An 11,803-nucleotide genomic window follows, 5' to 3' on the forward strand; every position below is an offset into this window, starting at 1 on the left:
TCAACAATCAAATTAACCGATAGAGATCTTCGGACCGCGAACTTCTGATGTCATCAATGATAATCAAGGCATGGTCATCTATTTCTCGAATGGATGGGATGACGGTGGCAAGTTGGCGGGAGCTACAGATGGCGTAGACGATTGGTTGATCGGATTTATAATAAAAACCAGTCGCTTGGATCAGTGTGACAGCTTGTTTCAGGTCATCTGATAAGAGTTGTGCAATTTTGTTATAATCGGTTGAAATAATCTGGATAGCTTTTTTAGAACCAAATCTAGCCAGGTAGGTGTTAGCAATCATGTTAGAGATGTACATATATAAAAGTGTGAGTAGTAGGTTTTCAAATCCGATGATAAAGATCATGGGTGATGCTACAAAGAGGTCCATCATCATGATGCCAGTTCCAATGGGGACACCAAGGTATTTATTGAAAATCTTGGCTAAGACAGTGCTACCAGCTACGGAACCGCCGTTATTGAGTATTAGACCAAGTGCTATGCCAGTTAACACAGCACTTGCAAGGGTTGGGATAATCGTTTGTGGCGTCGTATAATGGTAGAATATAGGTATCTTTAAAAATAAAGACATAGAAGCTACTGCCCATAATGAGCGGATAATTGTTGGACCGTCTAAAAATTTCCAGCCAATAATCAGAATGATTGTATTTAACACAAAGTTAGTCAGATAGGGTGGAATCTCTAGGGTATAATAAAGAATAGTTGTCATACCTGTCACACCACCTTCACCCAAACGAGTAGGTATTAAAAAGTAATTGATAGCAATAGCGAACAGTAGAGAACCAAGGGCAATCATTAAGAGTTGCTTGACTTGTTTGAGTTGTTTCATTGAGTGACTTGCTTCATGATGGGTGACTTGTTTATTCACGGAAAAACCTCCTAGAGACAATATAGTGCTATGATAGTGGTCTTATTATAATCTTTTTTAGCACATTTAGGGAGATTAGAATACTAGATTAGCTTATAAAATACGTGAATCTAAACTAAAAACCAAAACTAAAAACTCAACTAAAAACTCAAATGAAAAATCTAAACTAAAAAAACGCACTACTTAAACTAAAAACCTGAACTAAAAGCTGAATGAGAAGTTAGATTAAAAAAAGGGTCTCAGAATAGTAACACTTACGAACATTACACACTATCTAAATAAGAAATAAACGATCTAAATAAGAGAGGTATGGTGGCAGACTATGCCAAATCAAGATAGATTGTTTCAGATGCCTTTTAGTAAGCTCAATCCTTTATATGTCGCTAAGGCTGAGAAAAAAGGACGGACTAAAGCCGAAGTCGATCAAATCATCACGTGGTTGATGGGGTATGATGAGGCGCAACTGGAAGCTATAGAGCAGAGCAATGTTGAGGTCAAAGCTTTTTTTGATCAGGCTCCTAAGTTTAATGACAATGCGAAAATGATTACTGGTGTTGTTTGTGGTGTTCGTGTTGAAGAGATAGAAGATCAAACCATGAAACGGATACGTTACCTTGATAAGCTGATCGATGAATTGGCAAGAGGCAAAAAGATGGAGAAGATTTTAAGACAATGATAAGGGAGAGTGAAGAGGATTGGGTCATGATACTAGTAGCAAACAAAGCGAAGTCATAAAAGAAGTGTTGGTGTTACTCACTGACGAATGGGCAGATTGGGAAATAGCACATGCCACTCCTGAAATAAATGCTGATCCTCAGTATCAAATTAAAGTAATTGGCGTTGATTTAGAACCGAAAATCTCGATAGGCGGCTTAAAAACAATTATTGAAGATGTAGTAGCTCGCTATGATACAGTAGATTCTTTTAATAGCACTGCTTTGATTCTTCTTCCTGGAGGCTATGGGTGGGGAAAATATCATTACCCAGAAATAGTATCGTTCTTACAGAAGGCTCAAGAAGCAAAAATCCCAATTGCGGCTATCTGCGGAGCCACGGTATTTCTAGGGAAAAATGGCTTTTTAGATGAAATACAACACAGTGGCGATGAAAAGGATTATTATCTTGAAAAGACCAACCATCGTGGCGCAGATTTATTTTTAGAAAAACAAGTTGTTACGACAGATGGCTTTATTACCGCAAATGAAACAGCGGCACTTGAGTTTGCCTACGAAATTTTGAAACTATTAAAGATTAGGACACCTGACGAATTACGGCAATGGTTTGACTATTATCGTCATGGACTATACCCACAATAACTTGTTTCTCAACGAATAGGCTACTTTAATAAGCTAACTGATAAGTTAAAGATATGAAATAATGAATGGTAGAGATGTCAGATGAGGAGACGAGTCATGAAAAGGGTAGTAATGATGGTCATTAGTTTTATGAGCATTATTGGTATTGGCTTGGTGATTCAAGCCAACAGTAGTTATTTTTACAGTGAGCCAGTGATGAAAATTGACGAAGCTACTATTGTTGGAGATAGTCAAATTATCACAGGACATTTGATCAATGAATCCTCTGACGAAAAAATTGAACTTGAGGAAGTTTTTTATAAGACTGAACCGATAAACCCAAAGTATCATCAGGGAGAACAACTGATTCTAAAAAGAGTCGGGATGGGGTGGCAAGTTTCTAGCTTAAAACGAGACGGCTATGTCTTTATATTGTTGGGTCTTTTTGCTTGGACAGTTCTGGCTGTCGGTGGGAAAAAAGGAATAACTTCCTTAATTGGAGTGATTTGTAATTCAGTACTACTGATCGCATTATTAGCCGTTAATCAACACAATCGTTCTTATTCGTTGATTGCCTTGATGAGTGTCTATGCGATCTTGGCAGTTTTGATTGCTTTTGGTCTGTCCTACGGTATCAAAAGGATCGATATCAGAAAGATTACTGCTACTTTATGTAGTGTTTTTCTAGCCTTTTTGATCTGTGTCATCGCGATGTCCTTTTTGGATGATTCTGGTCTACACTTTGAGCAGATGTCATACATTACGAGAGCTTATCGGGCAGTCTTTTTGGGGAGTCTTTTGATTGGTGCTCTAGGTGCTAGCATGGATAATGTTGTGGTCATTATATCCAGTCTTGACGAAATCAAAAAAAAGAATAAAGATCTCGATTCCAAAGCATTAGTGGCATCAGGCAAGAAGATAGCTCAAGATACCTCTAGCTCTATGATCAATGTTTTGTTGTTTGCTTATCTGAGTGGTACTTTACCTGTCTTCGTTTTTTATCTGGCGAATGGCTGGGAATTTGGACAAAGTATCGGTTTATTTTTGTCCTTAGAGATTCTTAGAACCATTTGTGGTGCATTCGCTATTGTTCTATCCATTCCAATCTCTTTATTGATTTTCTCTCTGACTGACAAGTGGATGAGTGAAAAGAAGGCGGGGCGGTTGTCATGAATACGTTAGTCGTTTTACTTATCTTATTGAGTATCTTGATCTTTATCGTCTTTGGCGAGGTCGCTTTCTCGATTATCAGTGGCACCGTGGCTAACTTTTGTTTGTTTATTTTATTAGTCCTTTTATTGGTCAATGGCTTACCTGTTTATGGATCAACGCTACTGATTTTTCTTGCTATAGCAGCTATTACGCTATTTTATATTAATGAATTCAATCGGAAGACGCTGGTTGCGTTTATCTGTGTTCTTTTTTTCCTCATGGTATTTACCTTGGTGGTCTGGCCACTGATTCACGTCCTGAAAGTATACGGCTTCCCACCGGAAGAATTAGATGAGTTAAGCGACTTTGATTTTTCTGTTAATGTCCCCTTTGAGTCCTTAAATACATCACTGATTTTGTTAAGTTTTTCTGGAGCAGTCATTGATGGAAGTATGGCAATTAGTAGTGCCACTTCAGAGCTTGTAGGACACGCCAAGCAGTTAGTGTTAAAAGAAATTTTAGCATCTAGTTTAGTCGTGGGGCGAGATGTTTTGACTTCAACAATCAATACCTTATTGTTCGCGTTTATGGGGAGTAATTTGGGATTGATCATCTGGTTACAAGACTTGAATTATTCCTTTCAAGACATTATTAACTCCAAGGTGTTTGTGGGCGGATTGTTGACCAGTGTCATTTCCGGGATAGCAGCTGTTCTCATTCTGCCATTGACGTCAGCTGTTGCGAGTTACACCTTTTGTAAGTCTCAGAGCAAGTGACCACTGACTAGTGACCACTGACTAGTGATTAGTGACTAGAGTGAGTAATGCTGATTGCCTACTCTAGCTTATACAAGGTCGTAAAGAATTAAAGAGGTCAAGTTGTAAAGCGGTAAAACTGTAAAAATGTAAAGCTGTAAAGTTGTAAAAATGGAATAATTTTTTAAAAATGACGAGCTTGTGAGGGGAGAGAACTAATGTCTGATATTAGAGTGTATAGTAGTCGTTATGTTTTAATTGGTGCTCTCTTGCTACAAGCTTTTATGTCACTTGATGAGCAGTCGATACGAGAAGGGTGGCCGTTGGTTGGCGTCGTATTAGTGTATATCATCCACCTACAATTGCGCTACTTTTTGTTTGAAGACAAGGCTTTTCGGCTGACTTCTATCTATTTAGATGCTGTATTTCTGCTGATAATTGCTGTTTATTTTAAGTGGTTTCCTCTCGTCATCGGCATAGTGATGACTCTCGATGCTTGGAAATGGCTGACGAACAAGCAACTGGGTGTTTTACTGATACTACTAACAGCTTCCTTAGCAATTGTTTTCAGTTTGGGTGTTACTATCACAGTTCTAGATCTTTTCATACTCGTCATGGTAGGTTTATTTTCAGCTGAGCAGTCGAGACTAGAGGCAGAAAATGCTGATTTGAAAGTAAGCAATCGAGCGCTACAAAAAACTGCTGCAGACTTGTTAGAGCAATCGAGGAATGAAGCTTTAACAACGAGTTCAATGCGCGAGATTTATACGCTAAGAGAACGTAATCGTATCTCACGAGAGCTCCATGATTCAGTCGGCCATACCTTGTCAACCATCATCATCCAGTTGGGAGCCATGACGCAAATCAGTCGTGGTAAGAATGACCAACTGGCACAGATGAGTTCTTCTTTACGAGAGTTCGCCAAAACGGGATTGGAAGATGTTAGGAGAGCCATCCATGATCTAAAACCTGAAGCGTTGACGGATAAGAAATTCGTGATTGCTCTTGAAGAGTTGTTCCAGCAAACTGAATCGAAAACCGATTTAACAATCAAATTCCGACAAAATCCGCCACAGTGGGAGTTATCTGAACAACAACAACTTGTTCTTTATCGTGCGGTTCAAGAAGCGCTGAACAACGTTTTGCAATATAGTGAGGCAAGTGTCTTTCGAGTGACCTTGCTATATCGCGCAGAAGAGGTTATCTTGACCTGTCAGGATAATGGTGTTGGTGGGGCAGGAGTGGCTTTTCTCGGTGGACTAGCAAGTATCAAAGAACGAGCCCAAGAATTGTCTGGACGGTTTACCGTTGAAACAGCTCCGGGCGAAGGCTATACCTCACGTTTGGTCTTACCAAAGTTAGAGAGTAAAGAAGCTATTATTTATCAACTACATCAACAGGGAGAACAAGATAAGGGAGAATAGCATGGTTAAAATCAGAGTGATGATCGTTGATGACGAACAATTGATCCGTAGTGGCTTAAAGATGATGTTAGAAAGCTATCCTGATATCACGATCGTAGCAGAGGCTGAAAATGGACAACAGGCTGTTGAAGTCTGTGATACCATGGTCGTGGACGTCGTCTTGATGGATATTCGCATGCCAATTTTAGATGGTATTGCAGCGACTGAGCAGATTAAGGCTAAGCACCAGGCCATCCGTATTTTGATCCTGACAACTTTCCAAGATACGGCCTATATTATGGAAGCTATGGAAAAAGGTGCTTCGGGTTATCTTCTGAAAGACAGCTCACCAGAAAGCATCCGAGATGGAATCAAAGTTGCGATGTCAGGGAAAATCGTGCTGGACCATGTGGTGTCCTCCCAATTCTTGACAGCTCGTCTGCCAGCAGAAACTGAAAATGAAGCATCAGAAATAGCCGCTCACATAGCGCAGATGGATCTCCTTGACCGGGAGATTGAGATCATCAAACTTGTTGCTAAGGGAATGAACAATAAGGAAATTGGACAAACTTTATTTCTATCTGAAGGGACAATCAAAAATCATATCAGTACCATCTTAAGTAAACTAGCCCTACGTGATCGGACACAACTGGCTTTATTTGCTGTTGAACACCAGTTACATTTAAATTAGTTCTTTGGTTTATAATCTATAAGTCTATACCGGTAAAAATGCTATCAAGTTGCATTTACCGGTTTTTTTGTGTCTATTTTGAAATAGTGACTTTAGTCATGTGGGTAATGACTTTTTGGAGTCGTCTAAATGCTTACTATTAGGTATGATAAAGTCAATCAAGAAGATCGAAGTCACAAAAGTGTGAGATGGATAATAAATTCCTAGTACGATGACAGAAGGTAGATAATAGGAGGAAGAAACGATGGCATATATAGAAGTTAAGAATGTTGAAAAAAGTTTTGGAAAGCAACAAGTATTGCATGGTATCAATTTTGAAATCAAGAAAGGGGAACGGTTTGGATTAATCGGTCCTAATGGTGCTGGGAAGTCGACCTTAATTGATGTGATGACTGGGTTAACGAGGGCAGATAGTGGTGGCGTCATCGTGGATGGAAAATCCATCAAGACGGATGCTATTGCGATTCGTAAGGAGATTGGTGTCGTACCCCAAGATCTGGCATTGATTGAAACATTGAATGCTTATGATAATCTCGAATATTTTGGCGGGATGTACGGGATATCATTTGGCGAACTGAAAACTCGTATTGCAGAAACTTTAGAGGCTGTGGGATTAGTCGATAGCGCGAAGAAGAAGGTTAAAACTTATTCAGGTGGGATGAAACGGCGGTTGAACTTGGCCGTAGCCATTCTCCATCGTCCCAAGTTTTTGATCCTGGATGAACCAACTGTCGGGATCGATCCTCAATCACGTCAACATATCTTTGATTTTCTCAATCGGATGAATCAAGAAGGGACAACCATTTTATACACCTCTCACTACATGGAAGAAATTGAAGCCTTTTGTGATCGCTTGTTTATTGTAGATTTAGGACGAGAGGTCGCCTATGGGACCAAGGATCAAGTTAAAGCGTTGGTTGGAACTAGCGGCAAAGTTCAGTTGATCTTGGATCGTTACTCGGAAGGTCTATCTGAAGCGCTGTTATCAAGCAATAATGGGATTAAAACCGCCGAAGGCAAGTTAAACACCATTGAATTGGTGATCGATACCAACGAGTTTTCAATGATGAAACTGATTAGTTTGTTGGAGGAACGTCAAATCGTTATCAAGTCGATATCGGTTGAAAATGTGTCCCTAGAAGAAGCCTTTCTACAACTGACCGGTAAGAAGTTAAGGGATTGAGGTGAGCAAGTTGAAATTATGGTATTTTTTAAAAGCCAATCTCATTGTCACATTTAAACAGTTCCCAATGTTGGTATTTGCCATCGTTGTGACGCCTGTTTTATTAGGATTGTTTCTATCATTCAGTAGTTCATCCATGTTTACGCCTACAGTGGAACCCCCTAAAATTTCGGTGTATTGGGATAATTTGGATAAGTCGGCCATCGGAGAGCATTTAGATGACAGTATAGCCCAATTAGAAAAAGAAGACATAGTCGTGCGTGAACAGGATCGTCAAGATGCCTCGGTCATCATTTCTGTGCCACAGGATTTTGGAGAAGAGCTCGAGACTAACTATGATCGTGATGCAGGGGATAAGATGCCGGCGATTGCAATCACTACTGAAAAAGATGATGCGGCTTCTGATGCAGTCATTATTCGGCAGATCATGGACAGTGTTATGGAGCCTATCCTAACGAAGATTGACTTGGCTGAATTGACGACTGACGCTGGCAAAAACCCAGAACTAGTGCAAGAGATTCAAACCGCCGTTGCAAGTAAACTAGCACAACAAAAAGCAGTCACTAAAGAACATGTCGGCGTTAATGCCTTGTCATCAACCCAATTTTATGCGATCAACTCAATTGGTTTTATGTTAGTGCTAGTCTTTACCAATTTGCTGATAGCTGATACGAAAGACTCGTTGCAGGCATTAAATAAACGTATCAGACTGCTTCCTTTAAAAGTTAGTGAACAAGTTTGGTTCACGAAACTGACCAATCTCATCGTCTATGCTAGTTTGATCTTGTTAGGGATGCTTGTTTGGTGGCTCTATGATCGGTCAACCTTTTCGGGGAATTTTCTTTACTACCTATTGATCATTTTATGCCAACTCGTGTTAGTCCTTGGTGCATCTGGCTTGATCAGTAGTTTTATTTCGGAACGTGCAGCAAGCTCTATCACGGGATTGATCAGTATCGTATGGATTGCTTTGTCGGGCTTCATCCCACTAGAAAAGTATAGCGCCTCTCCATTCTTTGAAGCTTTGCAGCATAACCCAATTAGGCGGCTATTTATCGATCCCTATTTTGAAGTACAGCAGTTCAATACATTATCGAACAGTTGGCTTGTTATCGGCGGCTTAGCCCTAGTCGGTGTTATCTTGTCGATGATCCAAACAGTTGTCTTGAAGAGAAAGGAGGAGTACTGATATGAAGTTGACACAAGTGATCCTGTTTCATCTCAAGCGAATTATTAAAACACCAATACTATTTTCGATGATGGTTATCATGCCAGCTGTTGTTACTGCGTTGTTTGTATTCGTTTTGGGAAATGATGACTCTACTGCCCAGTCACAAGTTGCTATAGTAACGGATCAAGCACAAGAGAAAACAATCCAAAGTGGTTTAGAGGAAGTTTCAGTTAAATTCCGCTCTGTTTCAACAGTCGATGAAGGACTAGAGCTGCTAGATAAAGGGGAAGCAGCATTAGTATACGTGTTGCCAGACGGCTTCTTAGATTATGAAGCAGCAGATGATCAACATGTTCCAACTGTTTACTCTAGAGATGGGCAGACAACTGATCAATTGGTAGACCAAGCATTGTTGACCTTACAATCAGAGACTTTCACCACTCACTTGCTTCAAGCAGATGATGTGTTAGCGGCAGGAGAAACCTACTCACCACCACGCTCTGCAGTCACTAAAATCGTTGAAGAGTCGTCTCAAAATTCTGAGAATCATATGCAATTGCTATTTGCGACTGTGATGATTGTGACCTATATGATCATGAATGGTAGCTATTTTGCGAGTGACTTGGCATCATTTAAAACAGAGAATGTGTTGAGACGGGTAGTGATGACAGCTAATAACAGTTTCAAGATAACCTTTAGCTTTCTTGCAGCATATGGCATTTTCTCATTCCTATCCAATAGCCTCTTGCTAGGTATTTCTGCCTTCATAAGTGGTGCAACACTGATGGAGTTCCTGAGGATGCTACTGATTATCGGCGTTGCAACTTTGTTCAGCCTCTCTTTTGGGTTAGCACTCTTTAGGGCCGTTAAACAACCACAACTTTGTGCCTCGCTTGGCATGCTGATAGCAATGGTTATGTTAGCTTTAGCCTTTATGCCAATCTTATTTGATAATCAAGAATGGTTAACTTACCTAGGATACCTCTCACCATTATCTTGGTTGATTAAAGGACTACAAGACCAAACCATGCTACTTCCAGGTTTATTGATTGTCTTATTGATGTCGAGTGTCCTCTTCACCGCCGGAAGCTATCGGTTAGAAAGATACGTTAACCGAGCTAACTAGTTGGTTGAAGATTACTGAGATTATTAGATATACAACTATGAAAAGGAAACCTCTCCAAAAGACTTGAAATAACGAGCTTTTGGAGAGGTTTTTCTTATTTAAAGTGTAAAAGCTTTATTGTGTAAAAAGTCTAGTATGTAAAAGTTCTATCGCGTAAAAGTTCTTTTGTGTAAATGCTTTTGTAAATGCTTTTGTAAATGCTTTTGTAAATGCTTTTGTAAATGGCTTGCCGTGTAGAGCCAGAGCGACACTATTCTAATTTATAGAGTTTTGATATAAAAAGAGTAAAATGAAGGAGCAGGGTGACTTGTAAATAGCAAACAGTGAAGTTAAAAACTAGTAAGAGACCAAGCTAGTAGGAACCAAGATAGTAATTATTTTAGAAAGGATGTTAAATCATGGGGATTATAATTTGTTAGATGGGTTTCAAATTCCAAAAATTGGGTTTGGAACGTATAAGTTAAATGGCTATGCTGGTATTAGAACGATTGAGCAAGCTATCAATACAGGGTATCGTCTGATTGATGGGGCCTACAATTATGGCAATGAAGGGGCAGTTGGGCAAGCTGTCAGGAATTCAAGTGTACCGAGGGATCAATTGACGGTGACGTCAAAGTTGCCAGGGCGGTTCCACCAGTATCAAAAAGCTATTGAAGTTGTACAAGAATCTCTGTTGAGATCAGGTCTTGATTATCTCGATTTGTATTTGATCCATTGGCCAAATCCTAAAAAGGATCTGTATGTCGAAGCTTGGCAAGCTTTGATCGATAGTCAACGCTTTGGATTAGTCCGTTCTATCGGGGTGTGCAATTTTCTACCAGAACATATTGAACGGTTAGAAAAAGAAACAGGTGTTTTACCAGTAGTCAATCAAATTGAGTTGCACCCGTTCTTTAACCAAAAAGCACAACGGGAATACGATGCTTCAAAGGGGACACTGACGCAAGCTTGGAGTCCTCTTGGAAGAGCTAGTGCTGTTTTGACGAATGATATCGTTACGACGATTGCTAAGAAGTATCATAAGTCACCTGCACAAGTGATTTTACGGTGGGAGATTCAAATAGGTGCTATACCTATACCAAAAGCTAGCCATATATCACGGCAAAAACAAAATCTAGATGTCTTTGATTTTGACTTGTCTAATGACGATATTGCTGCAATTAATAGTCTCACTAAACCAGATGGACGAAATAGTAACCAAGATCCAGCCGTCTATGAAGAGTTTTAAAACGAAAAAACCCGAATCTTTTAGGTTCGGGTTTTCGTGCCTCTAAGCTTAAGTAGGATGAGTACGATATTTAATAAAACACCAGCAACAAGAGTATTAAATCCCCACTGCCATAACAATAAATCGGCATCTAGCCATTTGATACTATCAAAATCTGCTGTTCCTACTGAGACTATATCTGCATATATCAAGGAAAATAAAGTGAGGGAAATTAGTAATAAAATGATGGAAGCTACAGTGATTGTTATTCTTATTTTCTGCATACTTCCTCCTCCATTAGCCTCGTGTTAGCATCGTTTTTTGTGAAAATGACAAGATATGCAAGTGTGAAAAACGACAAGATATACAAGTGTTGGATATCCTTGTATTGATTGCTTTAAAAATATCATTTTGGGGTTGCTATAACAATCATATATATCATTTCTTATGAAAAACTAAAAAAACCAAACGGTATAATGGTATACTAAATGAAAAGTTCTGATGGAGGGTGTTCTGGATGAAAATTGGATTTATCGGGGTAGGTAACATGGCTAGTGCGATTATCAAAGAGTTTGTAAGGAGTGGTGTTGTCGCACCTGATGCTGTTTACTTATTCAACCGTACGCCGGCTAAAGCTGAGGCTGTTGCTCGTAGTGTTGGTGGAGTGGTCGTTGAGTCGGCATCTGAGGTCATCGCGATTTCTGATGTGGTTATGTTGGGTGTTAAACCAGACGGCATTAAACAAGTGATTGAAGCTAATCTGGAAGTTCTAAAAGAGAAGCGTCCTGTGATCGTTTCAATGGCAGCCGGTGTGAGTTTAGAGGCAATGGCAGGGTATTTGGAAGATGAATCACTTGAACTGCTTAGAATTATGCCTAATATCAATGTTGGGATTGGGCAGGGAGCTACTGCGGTATGTGCGACTACTGGAACC

Annotated in this window: 13 protein-coding genes; 11 read left to right on the forward strand and 2 right to left on the reverse strand. The window is 39.7% G+C overall.

All coding sequences use genetic code 11. The annotated features are described in order from the left end of the window. Positions 1-7: 7 nt before the first annotated feature. Entirely contained in the window at positions 8-886 is an 879-nt protein-coding gene (locus H541_RS0106425) for a YitT family protein (RefSeq protein WP_022796503.1), read from the reverse strand. Positions 887-1,208: 322 nt separating this feature from the next. Between H541_RS0106425 and H541_RS0106430 the strand changes: the two genes are divergently transcribed. The 10 genes from H541_RS0106430 to H541_RS0106475 all read left to right on the forward strand — a co-directional run bounded on the left by H541_RS0106430 (position 1,209) and on the right by H541_RS0106475 (position 10,890). Then, complete coding sequence (locus H541_RS0106430) at positions 1,209-1,562, forward strand: DUF2200 domain-containing protein (RefSeq protein ID WP_022796504.1); 354 nt, start codon at positions 1,209-1,211, stop codon at positions 1,560-1,562. A 19-nt stretch (positions 1,563-1,581) separates the two neighbouring features. After that, positions 1,582-2,202, forward strand: coding sequence for a DJ-1/PfpI family protein (locus tag H541_RS0106435; RefSeq protein ID WP_022796505.1), 621 nt, complete (start codon positions 1,582-1,584; stop codon positions 2,200-2,202). 96 nt (positions 2,203-2,298) lie between these two features. Next, entirely contained in the window at positions 2,299-3,354 is a 1,056-nt protein-coding gene (locus H541_RS11805) for a YibE/F family protein (protein ID WP_022796506.1), read from the forward strand. Continuing rightward, positions 3,351-4,109, forward strand: a complete 759-nt coding sequence (locus H541_RS0106445) for a YibE/F family protein (protein ID WP_022796507.1) — start codon at positions 3,351-3,353, stop codon at positions 4,107-4,109. The genes H541_RS11805 and H541_RS0106445 overlap by 4 nt, the downstream gene beginning before the upstream one ends. Before the next feature lie 197 nt (positions 4,110-4,306). After that, positions 4,307-5,512, forward strand: a complete 1,206-nt coding sequence (locus tag H541_RS0106450; RefSeq protein WP_022796508.1) for a sensor histidine kinase — start codon at positions 4,307-4,309, stop codon at positions 5,510-5,512. Position 5,513: 1 nt separating this feature from the next. Next, a complete protein-coding gene (locus H541_RS0106455; RefSeq protein ID WP_022796509.1) occupies positions 5,514-6,182 on the forward strand; it encodes a response regulator in 669 nt (222 codons plus the stop codon). Positions 6,183-6,426: 244 nt separating this feature from the next. Continuing rightward, on the forward strand, positions 6,427-7,365 hold the full coding sequence (locus H541_RS0106460) for an ABC transporter ATP-binding protein (protein WP_022796510.1): 939 nt from the start codon (positions 6,427-6,429) through the stop codon (positions 7,363-7,365). 10 nt (positions 7,366-7,375) lie between these two features. Beyond that, on the forward strand, positions 7,376-8,554 hold the full coding sequence (locus H541_RS0106465; RefSeq protein ID WP_022796511.1) for an ABC transporter permease: 1,179 nt from the start codon (positions 7,376-7,378) through the stop codon (positions 8,552-8,554). 1 nt (position 8,555) lies between these two features. Then, positions 8,556-9,662 (forward strand): ABC transporter permease, encoded by a 1,107-nt coding sequence (locus H541_RS0106470; protein ID WP_022796512.1) that lies wholly within the window; start codon positions 8,556-8,558, stop codon positions 9,660-9,662. A gap of 388 nt (positions 9,663-10,050) precedes the next feature. After that, on the forward strand, positions 10,051-10,890 hold the full coding sequence (locus H541_RS0106475; protein WP_026501683.1) for an aldo/keto reductase: 840 nt from the start codon (positions 10,051-10,053) through the stop codon (positions 10,888-10,890). A 20-nt stretch (positions 10,891-10,910) separates the two neighbouring features. Here the strand turns inward: H541_RS0106475 and H541_RS0106480 are convergent, their stop codons facing one another. Further along, positions 10,911-11,153: a hypothetical protein gene (locus H541_RS0106480; RefSeq protein WP_022796514.1), complete on the reverse strand. Its 243-nt coding sequence runs from the start codon at positions 11,151-11,153 to the stop codon at positions 10,911-10,913. Positions 11,154-11,386: 233 nt separating this feature from the next. Here H541_RS0106480 and H541_RS0106485 point away from each other — a divergent pair. Then, positions 11,387-11,803, forward strand: a 417-nt coding sequence (locus H541_RS0106485; RefSeq protein ID WP_022796515.1) for a pyrroline-5-carboxylate reductase family protein, incomplete at its 3' end; no start/stop codon positions are given.

The sequence above is a fragment of the Bavariicoccus seileri WCC 4188 genome, from assembly GCF_000421665.1.
GTDB classification, from domain to species: Bacteria; Bacillota; Bacilli; order Lactobacillales; family Aerococcaceae; genus Bavariicoccus; species Bavariicoccus seileri.

Bases quoted from the DNA above. Each gene is read 5' to 3' on its own strand.
- H541_RS0106430 (WP_022796504.1), top strand. From the start codon at position 1,209: ATGCCAAATCAAGATAGATTGTTTCAGATGCCTTTTAGTAAGCTCAAT.
- H541_RS11805 (WP_022796506.1), top strand. From the start codon at position 2,299: ATGAAAAGGGTAGTAATGATGGTCATTAGTTTTATGAGCATTATTGGT.
- H541_RS0106445 (WP_022796507.1), top strand. From the start codon at position 3,351: ATGAATACGTTAGTCGTTTTACTTATCTTATTGAGTATCTTGATCTTT.
- H541_RS0106450 (WP_022796508.1), top strand. From the start codon at position 4,307: ATGTCTGATATTAGAGTGTATAGTAGTCGTTATGTTTTAATTGGTGCT.
- H541_RS0106455 (WP_022796509.1), top strand. From the start codon at position 5,514: ATGGTTAAAATCAGAGTGATGATCGTTGATGACGAACAATTGATCCGT.
- H541_RS0106460 (WP_022796510.1), top strand. From the start codon at position 6,427: ATGGCATATATAGAAGTTAAGAATGTTGAAAAAAGTTTTGGAAAGCAA.
- H541_RS0106470 (WP_022796512.1), top strand. From the start codon at position 8,556: ATGAAGTTGACACAAGTGATCCTGTTTCATCTCAAGCGAATTATTAAA.
- H541_RS0106475 (WP_026501683.1), top strand. From the start codon at position 10,051: ATGTTAAATCATGGGGATTATAATTTGTTAGATGGGTTTCAAATTCCA.
- H541_RS0106480 (WP_022796514.1), bottom strand. From the start codon at position 11,153: ATGCAGAAAATAAGAATAACAATCACTGTAGCTTCCATCATTTTATTA.